The organism is Anaerolinea thermophila (genome assembly GCF_020723905.1).
Classification (GTDB): Bacteria; Chloroflexota; Anaerolineae; order Anaerolineales; family Anaerolineaceae; genus Anaerolinea; species Anaerolinea thermophila_A.
Genome location: NZ_DYHZ01000001.1, coordinates 156,905 through 180,826, shown reverse-complemented (window position 1 = coordinate 180,826; position 23,922 = coordinate 156,905). Strand labels below are relative to the sequence as shown.

The window sequence follows — 23,922 nt, the reverse complement described above, 5'->3', positions numbered from 1 at the left end:
TGGAATGATCATCGTTTTCTTTGTTCTGGCGTTTGTAGCGGTTGGTTGTGCCATCAGCATGCTGATTACCCGCAACGCGATCTACTCCGCGCTGTTTTTGGTGCTGAATTTTGCTACCGTCGCCATTTTGTACCTGATTCTGGGGGCTCCGTTTATTGCGCTGTCTCAAATCACCGTGTATGCCGGTTCGGTGATCGTGCTTTTCCTTTTTGTGGTGATGCTTCTGGGAGCAGAACGTCTGCCCGGGGGAGAACCGTTGCGCTGGCAGCGGTTTATTGCCATGGCGCTGGGACTGGTGCTGGCAGTAAATTTGGGTTTGGCGATCACCCAACAGGCGGGTGATCTGGGAATGCTGGCGGCGCCGGAAAAAGGCTTTGGCGCACCGGTTGAAGTGGGGCGCGTCTTGTTCTCGCAATATGTATTGCCGGTTCAAATTGTGGCGTTCATCTTGCTGGTAGCCGTGGTGGGCGCTGTGGTGCTTTCCCGTTCAGAAGAAATTTCACACAGACGGGAACTCTATCGAAAACCGGAGGCAAAGGAGTGACATGGTACCCGCATCTTATTATCTCATCCTCTCTGTCGTGCTTTTTGTGTTGGGGGCGCTGGGCGTCCTTTTACGACGAAACGCGCTGGTGGTTTTCATGTCGCTTGAAATGATGTTTAACGCCTCCAATCTGGCTTTCATCACCTTTGCTCGCATGTACAACGCCCTTTCGGCTCAGGTGGTAGTGTTCTTTGTAATGACGGTGGCAGCGGCAGAAGTTGCCATTGGCTTGGCGTTGATGGTGGAAATTTTCCGCTCTAAACGCAGTGTGGACATTGACCAGATGAATACCCTCAAGGGATAAGGCAATTTTGGGAGGAATCATGCCGCTTTCAACTGCGAATGAAATTTTGCCTGCCTTTCAAGCCGTCCCGTGGGTGGTTTTCTTTCCTCTCATCGGCTTGATTTTGAATCTGCTGTTTGGAAAACGCTTTGGTGAGAAGTTCTCCGGTGCAGTAGCCAGTCTGGCTACGCTGGCGTCCTTCGGGGTTGCCTTGTCTCTCTTCTTTGCCCTGCAAGCCCATCCAGAGGGAGCCAGCGTGCCGTTCCTGCAGTGGATTCAGGTGGGTGATTTTGTGGTCAACTGGGCGTTCCGCGTGGATACCCTTTCGGTGACCATGATGCTGGTGGTTTCAGGGGTGGGGTTGCTTATCCACATTTACGCCACAGGGTACATGCATGAAGACGTGCGTCACAATGGAGACCCGGGACGCTATCGTCGTTTCTTTGTGTACTTTAACCTCTTCATCGCCATGATGATGATTCTGGTCAGCGCCGATAACTACCTGATGCTCTTTGTCGGGTGGGAAGGCGTTGGCTTATGTTCTTACCTCTTGATAGGCTTCTGGTTTGAGAAAGGCAAAGATGGCATTGCCAACGCGCAGGCGGCGAAGAAAGCCTTCATTGTCAACCGTGTGGGCGATTTTGGCTTGCTCATCGCACTCTTCCTGATGTTCCAGCATTTTGGTACGCTGGAGTTTGCCGGAGTGTTCGAACAGGCTCCTGTGCTGGCGGCGGCGACTCCGGGCGTGCTTCTGGCAATGACTCTTTTCATGCTTCTTGGCGTGACGGGTAAATCAGCGCAAATTCCCCTCTATGTCTGGTTGCCCGATGCCATGGCTGGTCCGACGCCAGTCTCAGCCCTCATCCATGCCGCCACGATGGTGACAGCGGGCGTTTATCTGGTGGTACGTTCCACACCGCTGTACAGTCTGGTTCCAGAAGCCCAAACGGTGGTGATGTGGGTTGGCGCGCTGACGGCGTTCTTTGCCGCAACCATTGCCATTGCCCAGTTTGACATCAAGCGGGTTCTGGCGTACTCCACCATTTCTCAGTTAGGGTTCATGGTGGCGGCGGCAGGTATGGGCGCCGGTGTGGCAGCAATGTTCCACCTTACCACGCACGCCTTCTTCAAAGCCCTGCTGTTCCTTGCCGCCGGTTCTGTCATTCTGGGGATAGAGGCAGGGCATGCCCGCGCACATGCCCATACCGATGAGCACGGGCATGATGACTTTGACCCGCAGGACATGCGTAACATGGGCGGCTTGAAGGATCGCATGCCCTTAACCTTCTGGGTGTACCTGATCGGTGCGCTGGCTCTCTCGGGAATTGCTCCTCTGTCGGGCTTCTTCTCCAAAGATGAAATTTTGCACGCCGCAGAGAAGGATCATCTGGCAATTTTCTGGATTTTGCTGATTACCGCTTTCCTGACGGCTTTCTACATGGGGCGTCAACTGGTGATGGTCTTTGGCGGTACGGTGCGCACGCGCGCGGCAGGCGCGGCGCGGGAAAACAGCGCCATTATCACCCTGCCGCTGGTGGGGCTGGCAATCCTCTCTGCGCTGGGCGGGTTGCTGAACTTCCCCGGCAGTTGGGGGCTGGAGCACTGGCTGGAGCACACTCTGGAAGGCATTCAACCTTCTGAGTTTGCCCCGCTCACCGCGCTCATTTCCGTGCTGGTGGCTTTAGGAGGATTGGGGTTAGCCTACGCCATTTATGCTGTGATTCAACCGCTTACAGATTACAGACAACCCGATCCGTTAACCCGTCTGGGTGTGCTGTGGCGCGGTATGGCGAACAAATGGAAAGTGGATGAACTGTACCATGCTATCATTGTGCGTCCTTACGAAGCGCTGGCACACTTCCTCGCCTCACCGGTGGATCAGGGTGTGATTGATGCCGTTTCTGGCGGGCTGGCGTGGCTTTCTGTACGTGCCGGTGAGGGTTTACGGGTGGTTCAGAATGGTATTCTGCGTTCTTATGCCCTGCTCATCGTTCTGGGTGTGGCGGCAATACTGTCTTATCTCATCTGGATGCGTTAAGGAGAGCCCATGGACTACACGTTGATTTTGCTGACCTTCTCCCCCCTGGTGGGATTTCTGGTTCTCCTTTTCCTCAAAGAGGAACAAAAATCTGCCCTGCGCTGGGTGGCGCTGTTGACTTCGCTGGTAACCTTTGGACTGTCGCTTTGGGCACTGGCACAGTTCCGCATGGGCGAGGGGGGCTTGCAACTGGTCTTTGATCAGCCCTGGTTCCGCCTGTCTGGTTCGCAAATTACTTTTGCCATGGGTGCAGATGGGCTGAGCATGCTCATGGTCCTGCTGACCACATTCCTTACGCCGCTGGCACTGCTTTCGACGTGGAGTGCCGTTCAGGAGCGGGTCAAAGGGTTTATGATGTTCTTCCTGCTTCTTGAAACGGGCATGCTGGGCGTCTTCACGGCACAGGATTTGGTGCTGTTCTATATCTTCTGGGAATTTACCCTCATCCCCATGTATTTCCTCATTGGCATCTGGGGCGGCGAACGCCGGATTTATGCCGCGGTTAAGTTTTTCCTTTTTACCATGTTTGGCTCGGTGTTAATGCTCCTTGCCATTCTCTATCTGGGCTTGACGTCAGGGACATTCTCGCTGAGTGAACTGACTCATGCCCGTGAAGCCTTTGCCGGCGCCCAGGTCTGGCTGTGGCTGGCATTTGCCCTGGCGTTTGCCATCAAAGTGCCCATGTGGCCCCTCCATACCTGGTTGCCCGATGCTCACGTGGAAGCCCCTACGGCTGGCTCGGTCATCCTGGCGGGGGTGCTCCTCAAGATGGGGTCCTATGGTTTCCTGCGCTTTAACCTCCCCCTCTTTCCGGAAGCCACGCTCCAACTGGCGCCTTACATGGCGGCGCTGGCAGTTGTGGGCATTCTCTACGGCGCAGTGGTTTCCTTTGCTCAGACGGATGTCAAGAAACTGGTTGCTTATTCCTCGGTCAGCCATCTGGGCTTTGTCATGCTGGGGATTTTTGCCCTGACAGCGCAGGGATTGGCGGGAAGCATTTTACAGATGGTCAATCACGGGTTGAGCACCGGCGCGCTCTTCTTGCTGGTAGGGATGTTGTACGAACGGCGGCATACCCGCCAGATGTCTGCCTACGGGGGCATCTGGAAAGTAGTGCCGGTTCTCGGCGCGGTGATGTTGTTTGTCAGCCTTTCTTCGGCGGGATTGCCCGCGCTCAACGGGTTTGTGGGTGAATTCACCATTCTGCTGGGGTCTTTCTCTTCCAGCACGCTGGGCTCGCCGTGGTTTGCGGGTCTGGGGGCGCTGGGCGTCATTCTTGCCGCGGTTTATCTGCTGGTGATGTTTGAGCGTGTTTTCCTTGGACCGATCAAACACGCTGAGAATCTCTCCCTCAAAGACATGAATCTCCGCGAAGTGCTGACACTGTTGCCCATCCTGGTGGTAATTTTGTGGATCGGGCTGTATCCATCATTCTTCTTCAACCTGATGAACCCAACCGTCTCGCAACTGCTCGCAACTGTTCAGACTGCGGCGATGGCAATCCGCTAAGGAGGCGACGATGATGACTTTGAGCGATTTCCTTACCCTCCTTCCGGCAATTGTTTTGCTGGCTTGGGGCGTGATCATGCTGGTGGTGGATTTGTTCCTCCCCACCAATCGCAAAGGGATCACCCCTCTTCTATCAGGCATAGGCGCTGCCGCAGGATTGGGGGTTAATTTTGCCCTGACGGGGTATTCTCAAACGGGCTTTAACGGTATGGTGGTATTGGATGGGTTTGCTTCGTTCACCAATACCCTGTTGTTAATTTCCTCTCTGTTTGCCATCATGCTTTCGTATGACTACATGCGCCGTATGAATATCGAGCGCAGTGAGTGTTGCGCCTTGATGCTTATCTCTACGGCGGGCATGATGATCATGGTCCAGGCGTATGACCTGATCGTTCTCTTCCTGGCGTTGGAACTGTTCTCAATCCCGCTGTATGTCATGTCTGGACTGGTGCGCGGCAAAATATCCTCGGAAGAAGCCGCGCTCAAATACTTCCTGCTTGGCGCTTTCTCTTCGGCATTCCTCCTCTACGGGGTGGCTTTCCTGTACGGTGCCACGATGCACACTAACCTGGCGGGCATAGTCTCAGCCATTCAGGGCGGGGCTGTACAGACGGTCTTCCTGATGCTGGGGGTGGCATTGCTGCTGGTGGGACTGGCATTCAAACTGGCGGTGGTGCCGTTCCATTCCTGGGCGCCGGATGTGTATCAGGGAGCGCCTACGCCGGTGACCGGCTGGATGTCGGTAAGTGTGAAGATTGCCGCGCTGGCAGCGCTTCTACGGGTGTTTGTCATTGCCTTTCCCTCGGTTGCAGCGCAAATTTCGCCTGTATTGGGTGTTCTGGCGGCGCTGACCATGATTGTGGGAAATGTGCTTGCACTGGTTCAGACCGATATCAAACGTCTGCTGGCGTATTCCAGCATTGCCAGCGCCGGTTACTTACTCATGGCATTTGTTCCTTACGGACAGGGTGAGGTGGCTTCTGATTCCATTGCCGCCGGGCTGTTCTACATGATTGGATACCTCTTTGCCAGTTTTGCTGCCTGGGCAGTTGTGGCGGCAGTGGAAAAAGAGGATGGAAAGGGCTTGCAAATTGCCGATTACGCCGGGCTGGCGCGGCGACACCCATGGCTTGCAGTAGCCATGATGATTGCCATGGTGTCTTATATTGGCGTACCACCCACGCTGGGTTTCTGGGGGAAGTTTTATCTCTTCCGCACCGCACTGGAAGGGGGGCTGGTCTGGCTGGCGCTGATTGGTTTGCTGACCTCGCTCTTCTCTGCTTATTACTACCTGCGTGTGGTGGTGGTCATGTTCATGCAGCCGGGCGAAACGGAAGCGCGCCGGGAGGTGTGGGTGAATTTGCTGGCAGTGGTATCGGCAGGGGCAACTCTGTTACTGGCGTTCATCCCCTGGCAATTGCTGGATCTGGCTTCCACGGCGTTTTTACGTTTCCCCTAGTTTCACCTCAATGGGAGGAAAAAACGGGCGCTTTCTGGGAGAGCGCCCGTTTTATTTATCACCGGCGAATAACCTTTTCAAAGGAAGAGGACGGCATATATCGCCGCAGAAACTGTACAGATCAGATTAACCATGTCGTTATTCATCCATGTCCAGCCTCGCAAACTGTGGGTGTGGGCGCCACAGGTATGGTAGGGATGCTGTTCGGTTTCTTTCTCGCAGGCAGGGCACCAGTAGATGGCTTGCACGGTTGCCCCCAGAAGCGAATCCACCAGAGAGCCAATCCATCCGCTCAGCGTGAAGATCACCAGCCATATCTCCCTGCCGCCGGGGGGAGGCAGAACAGGCACACCACCCAGCAAATCCACCAGCGTAAAAGGTACCCCTGCAGGAATGGGCAGGATAAAGCCGTTCCAGAAGATCACCCCAACTACAGCCAGCAGGGCTGATCCCGCCAGCGCCGCCAGCATTCCCAGCGGGCTGATGCCCCCTGAAGTACCGCGTTCCACCGGGCGCAGACTGGTAATGAGGCGAGGGGCAGAAGGACTGAGGGAGCCCAGTTCTGTTGCCCAGGTATCTGCATTGGCGGCGGCAAGCGCGGCAATGAAGCCTACCCAGGGAAGGGGAGAGTGGGGCATAAAGGCATGGAGAAGCGCCATCCCACCTGCCAGCCCACCGTTGGCGAGAACCTGCCATGCGTCACGCTGATGCCCTTTGGAATATTTTTCTTCCAGTGTTTTCTTCCGCTGTCTTCCTGCCCGGGAAAGGAGCGAGGACGAAACAAAAAAAGCCAGCAGGGCAATTGCCCATGCAAGCCCACCCATACCGAAGATGATTGTTCCAAGGATTAGCGCCGCCCAGAAGCCGGATTGGTTGAGCGAGCGCACTCGATATGCCGCACCTGAAATTAAACCTGCAAGGATGATGCCTGTAATGAGTTTGACAAGCATAAAAATGTTATCCCCTCAATAAAAAAAACCACAGAGCCAGGAGAAACAGGAAAGCCGTTACTGCCCCGGTTCCCCACAACAGATAAGCCGCAGGGATGGTATGTTGCTGACGGTAAAAATACACGCCTGTAATCCAGTCCGTACCCAGAAACATCAAGCCCAGAACGGGTAAAAGAAGCAGTTGAATGGAGGGAACAGGTGCCAGCGGGGTTCCCTGCGGGGAATATCCCAGTGGAATGCTTGTGCGGGTGAGAATGGCAATGCCTGTACTTGCCAGCAGGAGCAGGAACGCCGCCCCGCCAGCAAGAATCAGGCGCCGAGCCAGCGGATCGTCCCAAATTTGCGCCAGAAAGACCATCGGACGGATGGATTGTGAGGAGATGGGCTGTAAACTGCCCAGTTCGGCAACATATCGGTAGGCGCGCATGAAAGCGGAGACATTTTCCGGTGAAATGGCATAGATTTTCTCTGGTGTGGCGATGAGCAGAATGGAATCGGCATCCGATGCCAGAAATTCAATCTCACCCAGTTCATGCGTGCGTACATTCCCCAGAATCGCCCCGGGAAAACGCAGGAACGGCAGAGGAACGCGAAACCCCAGTTCCTTGATGGGACGCACCCACTCAATGCGGGACATGGGAATGTCCTCGGCGCGCAATCCCCAGCGCAGACGCAGTCCCTCCCTTTCCAGGATGTACTGTCCGCGCAGTAAACTGTACGCGCCATACAGAATTAACGGCACGGGGATGAGCAAGACCACCCCGAACAACAGCAATCCCGTAAACCGGGTTTGTTCCTGCTGAGTGGTGCTCAATGCAATGCTTAACCACCCCGCACCGGTCAATACCAGTGCAGTAAGGCTTAAGAAAACCAAGCCACGACGGCGGGGAGGGTTGAACAGCGCAGGAAGTTCCATTCCCTACAATACAGATTGGAGGGTGCGGCAAACCATTTCGACCTGTTCTTCGGTCATTACACCGGAGAAGGGCAGGGCAAGTCCACGCGCTCCCAGATCTTCGGTGATGGGGTAATCTCCCTGTCGGTAACCAAACCGTTCTACCAGATACGGTTGCAGATGAATTGGCAGGAAGTAAGGACGCACCGGAATGCCCCTTTCCTCAAGTTTCCGGGCTATTTCCTCGCGCTGAATACCGGGAGCAAGGCGAATCACAAACACAAACCAGGAAGAGCGGGTGGTTTGGGGAGCAACGTAAGGTAATTCTACCGCGGGAATTTCGGCAAGGCGCTCCATGTACCAGCGGGCAACCTGTTCGCGCCTGGTGAGCAATTCCTCGATCCGTGTCATCTGCGCCGCGCCCAGGGCTGCGCTCATTTCATCCATGCGGTAGTTATATCCCAGATAGGTATGCTGAAGCCAGGTATCGCCGGGAGCGCGACCCTGATTGCGCAAAGCCATCATCAGCATGGCGGCTTCCTCGTCGTCGGTGACGATCATACCGCCTTCGCCAGTGGTGATTTGCTTGTTGGGATAAAAGGCAAATACCCCGCAATCGCCCAGCATACCGGCTTTTCGTCCTTTATACTCCGCTCCCAGTGCTTCGCAGGCGTCTTCGATCAGGTGCAAATCATAGTGATCGGCAAGCTGTCGGAGCGGATCCATATCGGCAGGTTGCCCGAAAACATCCACTGCCAGGATGGCTTTTAATCGTTGCGGAGATACGGGAAGGTGACGGGGAAGCCAGTGTTGTGCAGTTTTACCACCCTTGCTCAGGTCGTGTAAGGCTTGCGCGGTTTGTTCCACATCCATGTTGCCCGTTTGCGGGTCAACATCCACAAAGATGGGGATGGCGTTTTCGTACAGAATGACGTTGGTGGATGCGACGAAAGAAAAAGGCGTGGTAACAACCAGATCCCCGGGCTGGATGCCTGCGGCGCGAATGCACAGGTGCAGTCCCGCCGTGCCTGAATTGACCCCGATGGCGTAGCGCGCCCCGGTGAACGCGCGAATGGCTTCTTCAAACTGTCGGATGCGCTCGCCCATGCTCAGGTAGGGCGTGTGCAGAACGGCAAGGACGGCTTCCCTCTCCACATCGCTCAGGTCGGGGGAAGACATTGGGACAAGGGGTTGTTTTGAACTCATGGGTTGAATTTTAACGCCTCTCTCAAGAAATCGAAACGATGAACAACCTTTCAGGGCAGGGTGATTTCCACCCGGCTGCCTTTTTCGGATGCTCGAATGGTGATTTGAATGGTTTTCCCTTCTTTGCTGGCACTGAGGGTAAAGATTTCTCCCGTTCCAGCGTCGGCAGTCAGTTCCCATCCATTCTGGCTCAGGGCATTGCGGAGTTGGTTGACCGCTTCCTCTGCTGACTGGGTAATTTCTAAGGTTAATTGAGAGCCCTGCCAGCCTGCCGACAGGATCTTCAAGGGGAGAGGTAAGTCTTTCAGGGTCAGGTTTTCACATTCCCGGGGAAGGGTAACATGGGTGTTTTGCAGGTCGAGCAGGAAGTATTCCCAGGTCAGCGTGCCTTTGGCAGCGTGACCCTCGATGGCAAATTCTCCATCGGCGGTGCCTTTAAAGTACAGTACTGCACCATGTTTGGCATCAGTCCATACCTCGGCGCTCCACTGCTGCGGGCTTCCCAGATTGATTTTCAGGCCCTCCACCTTAAAATGGTCGGCTTCAACGCCGTTGAATGTGGTGCGGTTTCCCAGTTTTTCCCCCAGACTGATCGTTTCAAATAAACGATCAAAAGTCAAAACTGAACTTTCCTGCTCTGCTGTTTCGGGAAGCGCCACGCAGGGAAATGTCTCGCTGATTTCCGAACTGACCAAATATCGCTGTTTCCCGATTCGGTACATCTCGAATGAACCGGGAGGAAGGTTGGGAAGAACAATACGGCTCATGCGATATGTGGCATCTTCGTCGCGGTTAACCTGCTCAAGAAAATCCATCTGGGCTTCGAAGGGTGCACCCGTTTCGTCCTGTCCCTTGAATTGAAGAGTTGCCTGACGGCGGTAACTGGTAAAAGACTCCAGACCGCGCTGGACGGACTGGCCTTCCTGTGAGGAACCCGTTGGAGATGGGGTGGGGGTGTCCAGTGCACAGGCCAGGCTTACAGCCAGAATGCTCAGTCCGGCGATGAGTATCTGCAGGTAGCGTTTCATCTTATGATTCTCCCGCTGACATGGTATTTCGAATCCACCGGGTAAGATCTTCCAGGGGGATCGTCTCGCGTTCACCGGCAGAACGCCTGCGTACTTCAATGCCACCCTGCTGAAGCGAGCGTTCGCTCAACGTTAGGCGCACAGGAATGCCGATTAAATCCGCATCGTTGAATTTTACTCCCGGGCTTTCAGCGCGGTCATCCACCAGTACATCCAGATTCATGGCTTCCAGACGTTCCAGCAGGGCGGGCAGAGCCGCTTGCACATGGTTTTCTTTTCCTGGCAGGACAACCACATGAACATCGAAGGGGGATGCCGGTGATGGCAGAATCAACCCGTAGGAATCCTGCTGCAATTCGGCAAGGCAGGCAAAGGCACGCGTCAGATTCAAAGTGTGCACTTCCAGCCATAAAGGACGGGCTTGCCCGCTGGTATCGAAATAATTCAATCCCCGTTCGCGGATGAAATCAGCAGAAAAGCGCATGCTGCGCCCCACGATCAGCCCATGAGTTTCGTTCAGCGGTTCACCGCATTCAGGACAGGCGTATCCAGCCTGTGCCAGTGCGATTTCGGCAACCTGGGAGGCAGTGTAATCGCGCCCGTAAACGGTATTGAGGAGGTGGTATCCCGCCTCGTTGGCACCGGCTACCAGGTTGGGGGTTTGGGAAATTTCCACGTCCACAATCACCTGTACACTTTTCAGCCCGATGGGAGAAGCGTATCCGGGCTCTGCTCCAGCAGCGCGAATGGCTTCTTCCGGGGCAGGAAAAAGTGCTTCAGCGCCGGTCACCCTTCGAATGGCGGCTTCATTGACCTCGCGGTCGCCGCGCACGACGGCAAAAATCAGTTCTTCTTTCCCCTGGCGCCGGGCAGTGAAGAATACCGCCTTGGCAGTCTGAGATTCGGGAATGCCCAGAAACTTTGCCAGATCTGCAATGGTTTTACATTCCGGGGTTGCTACTTTTTCCAGCGGCAGCGGTGAAGCCGTAACAGGCTCAGGACGGGCAAATCGCGCCGTGCTGGGGGCGGCTGTGTATCCGCATTCCTCACAGGTCAGCATGGTTTCTTCGCCAATATCCATTGGAATCATCCACGCCTGTCCGGCCTGTAATCCAGCGAAAGGAAGGTCTTCTCCCCCGGTCAGGGGCAGAGATAGTCTTCGCAGAAAACCCACCAGAACACCGGTAAGGTCTGCGGAACCGCGTTCCAGCGCGGTTTCCTCGCCGTTCAAATGGAAGACTTCCAGCACGGTATGGAAGCGGGAAGAAAGCAATCCCCCTCCGCGTTGAGGTGTTTCTTGAGGGCGTTGATTGATTGCATACCACAAGGCGGGTAACTGGCGGTGTGAGCGCAGGTGAACGGAAAGGAAGTCCAGCAGGGCATCATACTGGAAGACTGCATTTCCGTTCTGTGTGTCGCTTGCGGGCGGCAGGAGAATTTCCATTCCTCCCAGTGCCTCCAGTCCGGCACGCAACCTCTCCCGCATGCGGTTCATTGCACGCGCGCCCAGCGGCGGTAAAAGAGGCGTTCCGCCTGCCACAGGATGGATATATCCAGCCCGCACCAGAAACTGTTGTCCCGGACGTTCAAGGTCGGCGGGCGCCTGCCGCCGCGTCTGGGTAAATAATTGAGAATAGAAAGTGACAGGACTCATGGGTAAAAGTTCATCCACAGAGAAGTTGCACGATACAGAACCGTGGTCAGCACACTGCCGGTTTTTTGCATCAGCCATCCGGAAAGAATGGCCTGCCCCAGCATCATTCCCAGAGAAATCCAGAAGGATGTGTATGCCCCGACTGCCAGAAGCAGGGGAAGCCGCCACAGGGTGTTGAAGGCGGCTGTTGCCAGAATCCCCTGCTTTTCTCCCAGCCACCAGCACAGCCGCATTTGCACATACCCGCGAAAGACGGTTTCTTCGGCTAAGGCAATTCCCAGTACCACCAGGAGATAGATGATTTCCTCCCGGGAAAGCCCGTTCAGCACATCCATGACGCGATTGCGCAGGAAGAGAGTCAGCAGAGCAAGTGCCAGCCCGGTTTGCAACCCCAGGCGCAGGTTAATGGGATCCCAGCCAGCGCCCTTAAGCGGTTGTCCCCGCAGAAAAAGGGCTGCCAGTGCGATCAGCAGACTGATCAGGGAAAGGATGAACAGGGGATTGAGCGTTCGGGCGGCTTCGGGCAGGCGGATGAGTTCCCAGAGACTTCTGCCAGGGCTTGATGAAGCAAAGGTCCATCCAATCAGCGCCAGGACGATGCCCACAGTCAGGGCGACAATGCCATCACGGCGGGCATACCGAAATCCCACTGTGCGTTTCCGAAATCGTGGGGTAGCGGAAAGCAGCCAGGCTACGGCGATAACGCCCAGCCACTCGGTAATCATAACAATCCAGGCAGGGAAAGGTTCCATGGGACTCAGGCAGACTCCGATGAAGATTCAGTAGCGGCAGGTTCAAGGGGAAACTCGATTTTTTCTTCCATTCGCACCTGACCCCGCAGAAATCCGCCTTCTTCGGTAGCCAGTGCGCTGATGATGACATCGCCCCACACACGCCCGGTTCCTCGGATTTCCAGTTTTTCAGCGGTGATGTTGCCGGTCACGGTGCCCGCCACAATCACCGTATTGGCTTGCAGGGTTTGACACACCACTTTGCCGGTCTCACCCACCACCACCAGACCGCGCAGGGTGATGTCGCCTTCGAATGTCCCTTCAATGCGAATACCGCCGGTGCCGCGCAGGTTTCCCTTCCACAGGATTCCCGGTCCCAGAACCGAGGTAACCCGTTCAATGGGAACATTGGGGCTAGGCGGGGGAGTTTGTGGGGGATTCTTGCGAAACATGTGTACCTCCGGTTTGAGAAGTTGTATGAAGAGGCGGCCAGATGTGACCGGCGCGGACCCGGGTTCCATCCGGCACATCGGCTTTCACGGTAGCGCCGTTGCCAATTAAACAGTGCTTTCCAATGTTCAGGTTGACGTTGACGGTGGCGTTCATTCCAATTTGCGTGTAGTCTCCCAGTGAAACCCCACCGGCCAGGGTGGCTCCCGGCGATAGATTGGTGACCCGTCCCAGACGACAGTGGTGGGATGCAATTGCCCCCACGTTGAGCAGAGAGCCAAAACCGACCTCCACGCAGGGTCCCACGTATGCCATTGCCAGCACCTGCACACCCGGATGCAGGGTGGCGGCGGCTTCAACCAGCGCGCGCGGGTGTACCAGAGTGGGAAAGAAAAAGCCCGCCTGTTCCAGTTGGGTGAATACCCCTTCTCGCGCCATGGGGTTGCCAATGCCTCCTACGCCGTTCACTGCCAGCGCAACACCCTTCTGACGCCATTCTATCAGGCATTCGCCGCCGCCCAGTACCGGCACGCCCAGCAGATAATCTCCGCGGGGGAGGCGGTCATCCACCACACCCACCAGATGAAAACGACCAGCCTGACGGATGAGATCCAGCAGAACCTGCCCGTGCCCGCCGCCGCCATATACCAGCACGGCGTCGGGGTCAAAATCGTCTGCACGGATAAAATTGTTCTGTTGAATCCATCCAATGACGGCGCCAGACAGAAGAATATCTTCGGGTTGATGATGCAGCCCTGCAATACAACCTGCTTGGGGTGCCATAACGGTATGCTCTTCTGTGCCGGAAATCAGCGTAGCCACCGGCTGACCGGCGGAAAGCCATGCACCCTCGCGGACATGCAGGGCTTTCACAACAAACTGTCGGGGAGTGGGCAATGCAGGCGCGCAAACGGGAACCGATTGCATGTTCTTTTTATACCATGAATTCATCGCGCACGCGAAATCGCCAGGGGATGGAACGCCAGGGCTCCGGCACGCTGTTAATGCCAATTCGCGGGGTACGTTCGACAAATTCCTCGGGAATCGTTTGTCCCTGTGCAATCCACAAGCCATTATCGGTTACTGTTAAATCTGCGCCGTTGAGGCTGCCATCAATATCAAAAGCGCGGCACAGTTTGGCAGGTCCATCCGTCCAGTTTCTGGGGGGAACGCCTTTGCGTCTTTCCCGAACCCACGCTTCACCTTCCACAATGCGCACTGCCCGGATAAGCACTGCTGCAGGGAATCCTTCTTTTTCGGTGACCACATTTAACAGCCAGTGCATGCCATAGGTGAAATAAACGTAGGCATGTCCGGCTCTGCCGTACATCACCTGAGTTCGCGGGGTGAGCCCTGCGCGGGCATGGCAGGCAAGGTCTTCCTCGCCACGGTAGGCTTCGGTCTCAGTGATGACTCCAACCAGTCGGATGGAATCAAATTTACGAATTAACCGCATTCCCAGCAAAGAATGGGCTACATCCAGTGTATTTCTGTCGTAAAATTCTACAGGGAGCGCTTGATCAGACATGTGGGTATTGTACAACAAGTTTCGCGTTCCTCTGGAGAGGTGTGCCCATGAAGATTCGCTCAGATTTTGCTTTAACGTTTGATGATGTACTGCTGGTGCCGCGCCGCTCGGACGTGCGCAGTCGAAAACAGGTGGATACTTCCTCGTATCTCACCCGGCAAATCCGCCTGAAAATTCCCATTGTCTCAGCCAATATGGATACCGTTACCGAAAGCCGCATGGCAATCACCATGGCACGGCAGGGAGGCATTGGCATTTTACACCGCTTTATGACCATTCCCCAGCAGGTGGAGATGGTAGAGCGAGTAAAACGCGCTGAAAGCATGATCGTGGATCATCCCATCACCATCCACCCTGATGCCACGGTTCAGCAGGCGCGAGAATTGATGGCAGAACGCGAAGTAGGTGGTCTGGTGGTGGTTTCTCCCGAAGGAAAATTGCTGGGCATGGTGACCACCCGTGATGTCTTGCTGGCGGCGGATGCCGGGGCTCCGGTTCGTCAGGTGATGACCCCCCGGGAGCGTTTGATTGTGGCGGGGAAAGACGAATCCCTGGAATCGGCGCGAGCAAAACTGCACGAACACCGCATTGAGAAATTGCCTCTGGTGGATGAAGAGGATCGGGTTATTGGATTGATTACCGCGCAGGATATTGTCAAGATTCAGGAACATCCCAATGCCACCAAAGACGCCCGCGGGCGCTTGATGGTGGGCGTGGCGGTTGGCGCGCGTGCTGAAGATGTTGAACGCGCTCAAGCCTGCGTAGAAGCCGGGGCAGATGTTGTGGTAATTGACATTGCCCACGGTCATTCCGACCTGGTGATTGATATGTTGAAAACGTTGAAGAAAAGCCTCTCCGTTCCTGTCATTGCCGGAAATGTGGCAACTCCCGAAGGGGTGCGGGATCTGGCAGAAGCCGGAGCCGATGCTGTCAAAGTGGGCGTGGGGGCAGGATCGATTTGCATCACCCGTGTGGTGACGGGGTTTGGCATTCCTCAACTCACCGCTATTCTGGAATGTGCCCGCGAAGGACACCGTCTGGGTGTGCCCATTATCGCCGATGGTGGGGTGCGGAATTCAGGCGATCTGGTCAAGGCATTGGCGGCAGGCGCCAGTACGGTCATGCTGGGAAGTGCGCTGGCTGGCACGGATGAAAGTCCTGGCGCTGCGGTGGTGCGTGAAGGTCGCCGTTATAAGGTGGTCCGGGGTATGGCTTCGCTTACTGCCAACATTCAGCGTAAAGCCATTGATAAAGGCGAGGTCAGTGAAGAGGATTGGGGCGAAGTTGTCCCCGAAGGTGTGGAAGCCATTGTACCGGCTCGAGGCACGGTGGTGGATATCCTGCATCAGTTTGTGGGCGGATTACGTTCCGGGCTGAGTTACGCCGGTGCCCACACCATTGAAGAACTCTGGCAAAACGCTGAGTTTGTTCCCATCACTCAGGCAGGATACCGCGAATCGGGCGCTCATGATGTGAATAAGATCTAAACCCGGGCATTAACGCTGGCGGATACGGGAATCACGTTCAAGGGTTAACTGGAGCCCCTGCCGGAGTCCAATGGTGGGAACGTATCCCAGCAACTCCCGCGCCAGAGAGATATCGGCGCACATGCGCTGAACGCCTCCGTCATTCCGGGGGTTGTAAATGACCTGCGGATGACTGCCGGTGACTTCCAGAATCAGTTGAACCAGTTCCCGCACGCTGGTCTCGGTGCCGCTCCCCACATTAATAATTCTCTGATTGACCCGGGAGGCATTTGCCGCTGCAACCATGGCGTTGACCACATCATCCACAAAGACGTAGTCGCGGGTCTGATTGCCGTCTCCGTGAACCACAATGGTGCCGTTGTTCCATGCCTGTCTCAGGAAGTGTGGAATGACCGGCGCATGAACCGGTGGTAAATGCTGACCCGGACCATAAGCGTTGAACACGCGTAAGACCACCGTCTCAATGCCCCACAGCCTGCCAATGGTGTTTACATAATACTCAGCGGAGAGTTTGGACACGGCGTATGGAGAGCGTGGTTGTGGACGGGCATCCTCTGAAAGAGGTTGATGTTCCTGCTCGCCATACACTGCTCCGGAGGAAATCAACACCACTCTGCGGACGCCCACGTCTCTCATGGCTTCCATCAGGGTTACGGTGCCGCCTACATTGACGTGATTGTACTCTCTCGGGTAAAGAACCGATTCCGGCACGGATACCCGCGCCGCAAGGTGGTACACACAATCTACATCCTGCAAGAGCGTCCAAAGTTTGGGACGGTCGTTGATATCGCCCCGGGTCAGGTGAACTTCGGGAAGAAGGGCATCAGGCGAGCCGGTAGACAGATCATCCAGTCCACGCACGCTGTGCCCTTCGCGCACCAGACGGTTTGCCAGTGCTGAGCCAAGAAATCCAGCCGCGCCAGTGATGAGAAATCTCATTGCGTTTGCTCTTCGTGAAATCGTTTCCCAAAAGTGGGTGTTTCGATTATAGCACGCTTGATGATTTTGTTCTTTTGAAAGCATGACACCTGTTACCGGTTAGAAAAGAAAAGGTGTTTCATAATGAAGGCAAATACAGAATACGGGAGGTGTACAATGGATGAAACGTTGAAAAATCTTGCCGAGGCTTTTGCTGGAGAGTCGCAGGCTCGTAACAAGTATCTGGCGTTTGCCCGGAAAGCCGAAGAAGAGGGCTATCCTCAGGTGGCTCGTTTGTTCCGTGCTGCGGCCGAAGCCGAATGGATTCATGCCCTCAATCATTTACGGGCAATGGGAGTCATTGGGAGTACCGCCGAAAATCTGAAGTCTGCCATGCAGGGTGAGAACTATGAGTGGGTGAATATGTACCCGCCTTTTGTGGAGCAGGCAGAGCGTGAGGGAAATAAACGCGCCAGGACTTCTTTTGAGTATGCCATGGAGGTCGAAAAGACTCACGAGAATTTGTATCGTCAGGCGTTGGAGTCGTTGAGTCCTGACATGGAAGAATATGATTATTATGTGTGTCCGGTTTGTGGTCACACGCATCCGCGCAACGCACCGGAGAAATGCCCGGTTTGCGGAGCGCCCGGGAGCAAGTTTATCAAAGTGTCCTGATTGCCATTACCGGGTTCCTTCTCCGTGGTGAGGGCTTCCGTCTGATGAGCGCGAAGCCCTCACTCTCATTCACCTGTTAACAACTTCTTAACTTCGATATGCCTTTTGACGCTTGCAGGCAATGTGCTTTTCCTGTAATATATTCCTGACCATGAATATATCCCTTCTGGTTTCAGATCAAATTGCCGAATTTTTTGAGGTGCTTTCCGTGCCAACCCGTCTGGGGATATTACTGGCAATTGGAGAACGGGAAGTTTGTGTATGTCACCTTAAAGCCGTGCTGCACCTGCGTCAGGCGGCAATTTCTCAGCACCTTCAGCGGCTGAAGCAAAGTCAAATGGTTGTTGCCCGCCGTCAGGGCAGGTTTGTTTACTATAGGCTCAAAGATCCTCAAGTGTTGTCCCTCATTTTTGATGTGGCGAGGATGCAGGGCATATCTCCGGAACAAATGGACGTCTTTACCCGTGTGCCAGCGGAGGGATGCCTGTGCTCCCTGTGTAACCCCCAAAATGAAAAAAATATGTGCTGATCTTTTCATAATTCAAAATTCAAATCAAAGGAGTTGTTGAACATGGAGAAACCGATCACTCAAAGATTGTCTGTGCTGGATCGCTATCTGACATTGTGGATTTTCCTGGCAATGGCAGCAGGTGTAGGAATCGGCTATTTCTTGCCCGGCGTAGAAGAGTTTGTCAATCGTTTCTCAGTCGGGACGACCAACATCCCCATTGCCATTGGATTGATTTTGATGATGTACCCGCCTCTTGCCAAAGTCCACTATAACGAATTGGGAGATGTTTTCCGTAATCGTAAAGTCCTCACTCTCTCGCTCATTCAGAACTGGGTGATTGGTCCCATCCTGATGTTTCTGCTGGCGGTGATTTTCCTGCGGGATTACCCGCATTACATGGTTGGACTGATCATGATCGGGCTGGCGCGGTGCATCGCCATGGTAATTGTGTGGAACGAACTGGCAAAGGGTGATACGGAGTACGCCGCAGGGCTGGTTGCGTTTAACAGCATCTTTCAGGTGCTGTTTTACAGCGTGTATGCGTATGTGTTCATTACCATCCTGCCCACCTGGTTTGGATTGCAGGGAAGTGTGGTGGATGTCACCATTGGCGAAATTGCCCGCAGTGTTTTCATCTATCTGGGCATTCCCTTTATTGCCGGTTTTATCACCAATATGGTCTTGCGGCGGATGAAAGGGGATGAATGGTATTATCGCCGCTTTATCCCCCGCATCAGCCCGATTACGCTGGCGGCGCTTCTCTTCACCATCGTGGTGATGTTCAGCCTCAAAGGAAACCTGATTGTGACCATCCCCGGCGATGTCCTGAGAATCGCGGTGCCGTTGTTGCTGTACTTTGTTCTCATGTTCCTGGTGAGTTTTGGCATGGGCAAACTGGTCGGCGCCGATTACAGCAAAACCACCACTCTGTCCTTCACTGCAGCAAGCAACAACTTTGAGTTAGCCATTGCGGTGGCGGTGGCGGTTTTCGGCATCAATTCCGGAGAAGCCTTCACTGCCGTCATTGGACCGCTGGTGGAAGTGCCGGTGATGATTGGGCTGGTCAATGTTGCCTTCTGGTTGCAGAAGCGCCTCTTTGCCGCTCGAGCCGAAGCGGCGGCAGAAGCCACCCCGGCGGAATAAGGTTTTATGCTGAAATCAAAACAGGGCGAGCCTTCAATGAAAGGCTTGCCCTGTTTTTCGTGGTTCTGGTGAGTCGGTTATTGCTTTAAAGTTAACACCGCAGGAATGCGGTCAAACATCCAGAACCCCAGAGGAAGTCCAATAATGGTGGCGCACAGCAGGTAAGCCACTTCCATCCACACGGCAGAGAACCACCAGCCGATCAGAATGAAATACAGCGCCCGCAGCAGCAAGGGCAGTTGACGGGGTTCCAGTTCGCTTTTGACGAGCGTACCGTCAGCACGGCGATACACGGCAACCTCTCGCGCAGGTTCCCGTAAGGCAATTACCTTTGGAAGCATGTTCAGCATCACAATCCCGATGGGGATCCCTACAATGCTGATCATGAACAGCCAGGCAATCACCATCCATGCCTGTCCCAGCCACCAACCGATAAATGCAAACCAGAGCAATTGAATCAAACAGCCAGGGTTACGACGTGTTTCCACAACCACAGGTTCGTTGGTCATGTTTTCCTCCTTTTCCATGTCTCATAATGAATACGAGAGGCAAGGGAAAAAGTTGCAACCTGAATGTCAGATCCCAGTGAAGATGGATGGCAAAAAAGGGGGATTCCTGCGCTTCAAAAGCCTTCAGGAAGGAAGCAAATCCTGTTGCCAGATTTCCACGCGGTTGCGTCCAAAGGCTTTTGCGTGTAAAAGCGCCTGATCGGCTTGTTCAATCAACTCTTCCAGTGTCTGCTGGGGAGATTCCAGCCGAGACACTCCCAGACTGATAGTGATGGGGATGAGATGTTCTTCTATTGGAAAGGGTGTTTCGGCAATCGCAAGGCGAACCCGTTCAGCCGCGCTGTATCCACTTTGCAGATCACTCTCAGGAAGCAGCAGACAAAACTCTTCCCCCCCATACCTGCAAATTAAATCGGCTTCCCGGAGTGTTTCCCTCAGGCGATGTGCCAGTTCCTGTAACACCTGATCCCCTACCGAATGCCCGTATTGGTCGTTGACCTGTTTGAAGTGATCAATATCTGCCATCACCACTACCAGTGGACTGCCAAACCGGCGACTGCGTTCCATTTCATGGCGTGCCAGTTCGTAGAACCCGCGGCGGTTGTACAGGTTGGTGAGCGGGTCGGTGATGGCAAGCACTTGCTGATAGGCATGCAACATGGCATTTTGCAGCGCCATGCCTGCCTGGTTGGCATAAACCTGTGCCAGAAGTTGCTCGCGGTGAGTAAAAGGACGAATCTTGAACCTGCCGATGGCGATTGTCCCTAAAATTCGATCCCCCGCAAACAGGGGCACTCCCATCCATGAACGGATTTGATCCGTGCCGCCCCAGTTTTCAAAACGGGGATCTGACTGGGCATCTCGTAAAAGGACAGGCTGGGCGGTTTGCAGAATTTCCTGAAAGAGGGCATCACTGAGGGGATAAACCCGACTCAACATCTCTTCTCCCTCAGGAATGTTACGACAGGCGATGGGCTTCATTCCCTCGCTTTCAATGAGGAAAAGGATACTGCTGTCACATTCAAACAGACTTTCAAGGTGTTCCAGGATCATCCGGCTGAGTTCGGTTTTATCCAGGGTTGTCGTCAGAGCGGCTGTGACACGGCGCAATTTTTCGGATTCCTGCGCCTGTTGTTCAGCGAGCCTTTGCGACTGGAGGCGGGCTAGAATCAGGGTAATTTGAGATGCCGCTTGCTCTGCCAGGGCAATCTGGGAGGCGCTCCAGCGATACACTTCTTTGTTTCCGAATAGAATGGCACCGAATTTTTGATTTTCGATGATTAAGGGAATTCCCAGCAGGGATCGAACGGGGAAGGTTTCTGCCACCTGCCGGGAAATGTAAGAGGTTTTCAGCGTATCTTCGATGGCAATAGGCTTCCCTTCCCGCATCAATGCCAGGGTGAGGTTAGGTTCTCCAGGCTCTGGATGAATGGTGGTATAGGCTTCAGAACCAGGACCAAACGCCACAACAGGAATCACAGAAAGAGATTCTTCGTCAAATCGGGTGATATAACAGCCATCCGCAGAGACCAGCGCCGCTACTCGCTCGACAATAGCGCTCAGCATATCCTCAAAGCGGGAATGGCTTAAGGAGATTTGAATAATCTCGTTGAGTAAAGCCATTTGATGGGCATACCGGCGGGTTTTCTCGTGGAACAGGGCATTGGAAATCACCAGTGCCGCGCGGTCGGCAAACATGCTGAGTAAACGTCGAGAACGCTCGTCAAAGGCATCCAGGTGAGGGCTTTCCAGATTGAGGACGCCAATCACCTCGCCCCGGGCAACAAGCGGCAGTACCAGTTCTGACTGAATCGCGGGGATGGCTTCATAATAATCTGGTTCGGCTTTTACATCAGGAGCATAAACCATTCTGCCGGAACGAAAACACGCCACCGTAAGTCCCTTCCCGTTCAGGGGAAGATGATGGTATCCCAGGGTAATCATGCCTGCTTCTCTGGCGAGCATGAGGTGGGATTGATCTTCATTTACAAGTAGAATACTGCAATGAGATTGAGAAAACTCGTTAACCACGGTTGCGACGATCTTCTCCAGAATCTCATCCAGTGACTCGCCACCGCTGAAGAGGGATTCCAGCGCGCGGAAAAGGGTGCTGTTTTCCATCAAGGTTTGCTGGGCACGGGTATATAACTGGGCGTTTTCAATGGCAATTGAGGCCTGGGTGGCAAACGATTGGAGGAGCGCCGCAGTTTTTTGATCGAACTGTCCTTTGCGTTTGCTACCTACATTGATAAAACCCACGACCTGATCATGGAGCAAAATCGGAGCGCTGGCAAACGATCGAATCCAACCCGAAGTGGGTAAAGAAACCCAGCGGGTATCGTGCTGTGTGTCGGGGATGGCGAGGGCTTTGGCACTCTGGGCTACCTCTTGCAGGGTGCGGAAAGCCGTAAGCGGACTGCGCCAGTTAGGACGGGGGGATAAATATCCGGTGGAAATGCCCCGATTGCGCACCATCACCAGCGTATCCCCTTCGAGCATCATAATGTTCGCAGCATCGTGATCCAGAATTTTTTCCAGATGTAACAGAATGCGGTCGAAGACCTGATCCAGATCCAGTGTAGAGGTCAGGGCTTCCGAGACATCCCGAAGGGCAGTTGCAATGGCACGCTGTTCCCGTTCGGCTTCAAACAGATGCACGTTTTCCAGAATGGTTCCCGTATGCCGGGCGAATGCCTGCATTACATCCCGAACCGCAGCAGAGATCCGTGGAGGGCTTTCTGAATACAAACTGATGAGCAAAATGGGATTTTCCGGGTCAAGGTGAACATTCCATACCATAGCATGGCGAAATTCGGCAAGCGGAGAACCTTTTTCAGGATGGAGGAAAATCTCAGCATAACCGTTGGGGGGGATTTTTTCCAGAGAAAACTTATTCCCCAGCAGGGCAGGTAATTGATTTTGGGTGGCAGAATGAGAAATCCCCCAGTGAGACAGGCATACGGCTTCTCCGTTGCGAAACTTCAGCATAGCCCCTGCGCTGGCGTGAGTCAGGTTAATGGCTTCGTTGAGAATGGTTCTATAGATCTGTGGGGTGTGCAATTGCCGGTTGATGGTGCGGGTGTATTCCACCAGCAGAGAAAGCAGACGGTTGCTTTCCAGGATTTGTTCATCGTAACGAATTCGCTGGGCAACCTGCCCCAGATGAGCAGCGGCAATCTGTAAGATGGCTAAATCCTGCTCCCGCCAGAAATCTGCCTGTGTGTGGCTGATGATCACCCTGCCGATGATTTCATCCTGAGAGGGGATGAGAGCGCTCATTGTGGAAATGATCCCGTATTTTGCGAGAGTGTCTCTCAACTCATAAAGGGGGTTTTCGGGGTTGATCTGCCCCCAGTCAGAAATTAAACCGCTTTGATAGCGCAAACTTTCCAGTGCGCTTTCATGTGCAATCAGGTACTGTTTCAGTTCTTCTGGAACGTGATAGAGCCTGCTGGTTTCGAAAATTTCAATCCAACCCATCTGGGCGTTGAACAGTTCCACAATCCACTGAATGGCTTTTTCGCTCAGTTCCTGTAAGTTCAACGAAGAAGTGGCAATACCGGTTAACGTGTTCAGAGATTCCAGTTGTTCAGCCCGATGGCTCAACTGCTCGTTGACCTCTTGCAGAGATGCCACACTGGCTTGCACGGCAAGTTCCAGATTCTGGTTGATTTGGGTTAACTGCTCGTGCTGGGATTGGATCCGGTCGAGCATCTGGTTGAAAACATTCCCCAGCCGGTCCAGTTCATACAAAGGAAGCGGCGGCACACGAATCTTCAAATCCCCCTGTTGAACGGCTGTGGCAAGGGCTTCCAGCCGTTCGAGGGGTCTGGTGCCGATGATGCGAACGATGGCATAAATCACAATCCCGATAAATATCGAGGTAAGCAGGGAAAGGAGGATATTGCGGCGGTGTGTAGCCCGCAGCATTTCAAGCGATTGCGAACGGTTGACCTGGCGTGCCAGCACCACCGGTTGAGAAGAAAGCGTAGGAATGAAAGAGACTCCAATCCAGGCGGTATCTTGCTGGAAATCCCAGACCACCCACTCCGGATTTTTGAGAGATCTTTCAATAAAATCGGGAGAGGGGGGTTCTAAATCCAGTTGTGTGTACACCCGCACAGGAATACTGCCATCTGACTCAATGATAGCAATTTGTTGGGAACGGGTTACGCTGAGCAGGTCTGTCAGTAGGGCACCCGCTGTATTCCAGTCTTCGTGTATGACCTCTTCGCGTATAGCCTCAAGGAGCGCCCGGCTGGTTGCAATTTCCCCCGTGACGATGACTTCGCGGTAACGTTGGATTTCGGAGTAACTGCGAAAGGAGGAGTCTGCCAGCGCGACAATGACCCCCAGAAAGATTGCACCCAGAATGAGATACAGTGTTCGGATTTTCATTCTATA

Annotated in this window: 21 protein-coding genes; 9 read left to right on the top strand and 12 right to left on the bottom strand. The window is 54.3% G+C overall.

Features of this window, described 5'->3' with window-relative positions:
- The first annotated feature begins 4 nt into the window (after positions 1-4).
- Genes LHF31_RS00775 through LHF31_RS00755 form a run of 5 tightly spaced genes read left to right on the top strand, consistent with a single transcriptional unit; the run spans position 5 to position 5,833 of the window.
- Entirely contained in the window at positions 5-544 is a 540-nt protein-coding gene (locus LHF31_RS00775) for an NADH-quinone oxidoreductase subunit J (RefSeq protein ID WP_298007269.1), read from the top strand.
- Between the two features lies 1 nt (position 545).
- Entirely contained in the window at positions 546-848 is a 303-nt protein-coding gene (gene nuoK / locus LHF31_RS00770) for an NADH-quinone oxidoreductase subunit NuoK (RefSeq protein ID WP_298007271.1), read from the top strand.
- Between the two features lie 19 nt (positions 849-867).
- Positions 868-2,865 (top strand): NADH-quinone oxidoreductase subunit L, encoded by a 1,998-nt coding sequence (nuoL, locus tag LHF31_RS00765; protein ID WP_298007273.1) that lies wholly within the window; start codon positions 868-870, stop codon positions 2,863-2,865.
- Positions 2,866-2,874: 9 nt separating this feature from the next.
- The gene (locus LHF31_RS00760) at positions 2,875-4,374 is read left to right on the top strand and encodes a NuoM family protein (RefSeq protein ID WP_298007275.1); all 1,500 of its coding nucleotides are present in this window, start codon (positions 2,875-2,877) and stop codon (positions 4,372-4,374) included.
- Between the two features lie 10 nt (positions 4,375-4,384).
- The gene (locus LHF31_RS00755; RefSeq protein WP_303773165.1) at positions 4,385-5,833 is read left to right on the top strand and encodes an NADH-quinone oxidoreductase subunit N; all 1,449 of its coding nucleotides are present in this window, start codon (positions 4,385-4,387) and stop codon (positions 5,831-5,833) included.
- Positions 5,834-5,910: 77 nt separating this feature from the next.
- Here LHF31_RS00755 and LHF31_RS00750 read toward each other — a convergent pair whose 3' ends face one another.
- Genes LHF31_RS00750 through LHF31_RS00710 form a run of 9 tightly spaced genes read right to left on the bottom strand, consistent with a single transcriptional unit; the run spans position 5,911 to position 14,275 of the window.
- On the bottom strand, positions 5,911-6,783 hold the full coding sequence (locus LHF31_RS00750) for a DUF92 domain-containing protein (protein ID WP_298007903.1): 873 nt from the start codon (positions 6,781-6,783) through the stop codon (positions 5,911-5,913).
- 7 nt (positions 6,784-6,790) lie between these two features.
- A complete protein-coding gene (locus tag LHF31_RS00745; protein WP_298007901.1) occupies positions 6,791-7,699 on the bottom strand; it encodes a PH domain-containing protein in 909 nt (302 codons plus the stop codon).
- Positions 7,700-7,702: 3 nt separating this feature from the next.
- Positions 7,703-8,884 (bottom strand): DegT/DnrJ/EryC1/StrS aminotransferase family protein, encoded by a 1,182-nt coding sequence (locus tag LHF31_RS00740; RefSeq protein WP_303773161.1) that lies wholly within the window; start codon positions 8,882-8,884, stop codon positions 7,703-7,705.
- A 50-nt stretch (positions 8,885-8,934) separates the two neighbouring features.
- Positions 8,935-9,912, bottom strand: a complete 978-nt coding sequence (locus LHF31_RS00735) for a hypothetical protein (RefSeq protein ID WP_303773160.1) — start codon at positions 9,910-9,912, stop codon at positions 8,935-8,937.
- A 1-nt stretch (position 9,913) separates the two neighbouring features.
- Positions 9,914-11,566: a YbaK/EbsC family protein gene (locus LHF31_RS00730; RefSeq protein ID WP_298005119.1), complete on the bottom strand. Its 1,653-nt coding sequence runs from the start codon at positions 11,564-11,566 to the stop codon at positions 9,914-9,916.
- Positions 11,563-12,318 (bottom strand): CPBP family intramembrane glutamic endopeptidase, encoded by a 756-nt coding sequence (locus LHF31_RS00725; protein WP_298005116.1) that lies wholly within the window; start codon positions 12,316-12,318, stop codon positions 11,563-11,565. The genes LHF31_RS00730 and LHF31_RS00725 overlap by 4 nt, the downstream gene beginning before the upstream one ends.
- Positions 12,319-12,323: 5 nt before the next feature.
- Positions 12,324-12,749 (bottom strand): polymer-forming cytoskeletal protein, encoded by a 426-nt coding sequence (locus LHF31_RS00720; RefSeq protein WP_298005113.1) that lies wholly within the window; start codon positions 12,747-12,749, stop codon positions 12,324-12,326.
- Positions 12,712-13,674, bottom strand: a complete 963-nt coding sequence (locus LHF31_RS00715; protein ID WP_303773157.1) for a NeuD/PglB/VioB family sugar acetyltransferase — start codon at positions 13,672-13,674, stop codon at positions 12,712-12,714. Before LHF31_RS00715 ends, LHF31_RS00720 begins: the two co-directional genes overlap by 38 nt.
- A 7-nt stretch (positions 13,675-13,681) precedes the next feature.
- Positions 13,682-14,275 carry a DNA-3-methyladenine glycosylase gene (locus LHF31_RS00710; protein WP_298006374.1) on the bottom strand — a complete coding sequence of 198 codons (594 nt, stop codon included), beginning with the start codon at positions 14,273-14,275 and terminating at the stop codon, positions 13,682-13,684.
- Positions 14,276-14,322: 47 nt separating this feature from the next.
- Here LHF31_RS00710 and guaB point away from each other — a divergent pair, with 47 nt between their 5' ends.
- Positions 14,323-15,762, top strand: a complete 1,440-nt coding sequence (gene guaB, locus LHF31_RS00705) for an IMP dehydrogenase (RefSeq protein ID WP_298006377.1) — start codon at positions 14,323-14,325, stop codon at positions 15,760-15,762.
- Positions 15,763-15,771: 9 nt separating this feature from the next.
- On the opposite strand, the gene LHF31_RS00700 is transcribed toward guaB, so the two are convergent.
- On the bottom strand, positions 15,772-16,701 hold the full coding sequence (locus LHF31_RS00700; protein ID WP_298006380.1) for an NAD-dependent epimerase/dehydratase family protein: 930 nt from the start codon (positions 16,699-16,701) through the stop codon (positions 15,772-15,774).
- A 156-nt stretch (positions 16,702-16,857) separates the two neighbouring features.
- On the opposite strand from LHF31_RS00700, the gene LHF31_RS00695 reads away from it, so the two are divergent.
- From LHF31_RS00695 to arsB, 3 genes are all read left to right on the top strand, one after another.
- Entirely contained in the window at positions 16,858-17,355 is a 498-nt protein-coding gene (locus LHF31_RS00695) for a rubrerythrin family protein (RefSeq protein ID WP_298006383.1), read from the top strand.
- 151 nt (positions 17,356-17,506) lie between these two features.
- A complete protein-coding gene (locus LHF31_RS00690; RefSeq protein WP_298006386.1) occupies positions 17,507-17,884 on the top strand; it encodes a metalloregulator ArsR/SmtB family transcription factor in 378 nt (125 codons plus the stop codon).
- A 42-nt stretch (positions 17,885-17,926) separates the two neighbouring features.
- A complete protein-coding gene (gene arsB / locus LHF31_RS00685) occupies positions 17,927-19,009 on the top strand; it encodes an ACR3 family arsenite efflux transporter (RefSeq protein ID WP_298006390.1) in 1,083 nt (360 codons plus the stop codon).
- 77 nt (positions 19,010-19,086) lie between these two features.
- Here arsB and LHF31_RS00680 read toward each other — a convergent pair whose 3' ends face one another.
- Together LHF31_RS00680 and LHF31_RS00675 are read right to left on the bottom strand one after the other, a co-directional pair.
- Positions 19,087-19,518 (bottom strand): YccF domain-containing protein, encoded by a 432-nt coding sequence (locus LHF31_RS00680; RefSeq protein WP_298006393.1) that lies wholly within the window; start codon positions 19,516-19,518, stop codon positions 19,087-19,089.
- A 123-nt stretch (positions 19,519-19,641) separates the two neighbouring features.
- Positions 19,642-23,916 carry a GAF domain-containing protein gene (locus LHF31_RS00675; protein WP_298006396.1) on the bottom strand — a complete coding sequence of 1,425 codons (4,275 nt, stop codon included), beginning with the start codon at positions 23,914-23,916 and terminating at the stop codon, positions 19,642-19,644.
- Positions 23,917-23,922 lie beyond the last annotated feature (6 nt).

Bases quoted from the DNA above. Each gene is read 5' to 3' on its own strand.
- LHF31_RS00750 (WP_298007903.1), bottom strand. From the start codon at position 6,783: ATGCTTGTCAAACTCATTACAGGCATCATCCTTGCAGGTTTAATTTCA.
- LHF31_RS00775 (WP_298007269.1), top strand. From the start codon at position 5: ATGATCATCGTTTTCTTTGTTCTGGCGTTTGTAGCGGTTGGTTGTGCC.
- LHF31_RS00690 (WP_298006386.1), top strand. From the start codon at position 17,507: ATGAATATATCCCTTCTGGTTTCAGATCAAATTGCCGAATTTTTTGAG.
- LHF31_RS00720 (WP_298005113.1), bottom strand. From the start codon at position 12,749: ATGTTTCGCAAGAATCCCCCACAAACTCCCCCGCCTAGCCCCAATGTT.
- LHF31_RS00730 (WP_298005119.1), bottom strand. From the start codon at position 11,566: ATGAGTCCTGTCACTTTCTATTCTCAATTATTTACCCAGACGCGGCGG.
- LHF31_RS00740 (WP_303773161.1), bottom strand. From the start codon at position 8,884: ATGAGTTCAAAACAACCCCTTGTCCCAATGTCTTCCCCCGACCTGAGC.
- LHF31_RS00700 (WP_298006380.1), bottom strand. From the start codon at position 16,701: ATGAGATTTCTCATCACTGGCGCGGCTGGATTTCTTGGCTCAGCACTG.
- LHF31_RS00695 (WP_298006383.1), top strand. From the start codon at position 16,858: ATGGATGAAACGTTGAAAAATCTTGCCGAGGCTTTTGCTGGAGAGTCG.
- LHF31_RS00745 (WP_298007901.1), bottom strand. From the start codon at position 7,699: ATGGAACTTCCTGCGCTGTTCAACCCTCCCCGCCGTCGTGGCTTGGTT.
- LHF31_RS00675 (WP_298006396.1), bottom strand. From the start codon at position 23,916: ATGAAAATCCGAACACTGTATCTCATTCTGGGTGCAATCTTTCTGGGG.
- LHF31_RS00755 (WP_303773165.1), top strand. From the start codon at position 4,385: ATGATGACTTTGAGCGATTTCCTTACCCTCCTTCCGGCAATTGTTTTG.
- guaB (WP_298006377.1), top strand. From the start codon at position 14,323: ATGAAGATTCGCTCAGATTTTGCTTTAACGTTTGATGATGTACTGCTG.
- arsB (WP_298006390.1), top strand. From the start codon at position 17,927: ATGGAGAAACCGATCACTCAAAGATTGTCTGTGCTGGATCGCTATCTG.
- LHF31_RS00680 (WP_298006393.1), bottom strand. From the start codon at position 19,518: ATGACCAACGAACCTGTGGTTGTGGAAACACGTCGTAACCCTGGCTGT.
- LHF31_RS00735 (WP_303773160.1), bottom strand. From the start codon at position 9,912: ATGAAACGCTACCTGCAGATACTCATCGCCGGACTGAGCATTCTGGCT.
- LHF31_RS00725 (WP_298005116.1), bottom strand. From the start codon at position 12,318: ATGGAACCTTTCCCTGCCTGGATTGTTATGATTACCGAGTGGCTGGGC.
- LHF31_RS00760 (WP_298007275.1), top strand. From the start codon at position 2,875: ATGGACTACACGTTGATTTTGCTGACCTTCTCCCCCCTGGTGGGATTT.
- LHF31_RS00710 (WP_298006374.1), bottom strand. From the start codon at position 14,275: ATGTCTGATCAAGCGCTCCCTGTAGAATTTTACGACAGAAATACACTG.
- LHF31_RS00715 (WP_303773157.1), bottom strand. From the start codon at position 13,674: ATGCAATCGGTTCCCGTTTGCGCGCCTGCATTGCCCACTCCCCGACAG.
- nuoK (WP_298007271.1), top strand. From the start codon at position 546: ATGGTACCCGCATCTTATTATCTCATCCTCTCTGTCGTGCTTTTTGTG.
- nuoL (WP_298007273.1), top strand. From the start codon at position 868: ATGCCGCTTTCAACTGCGAATGAAATTTTGCCTGCCTTTCAAGCCGTC.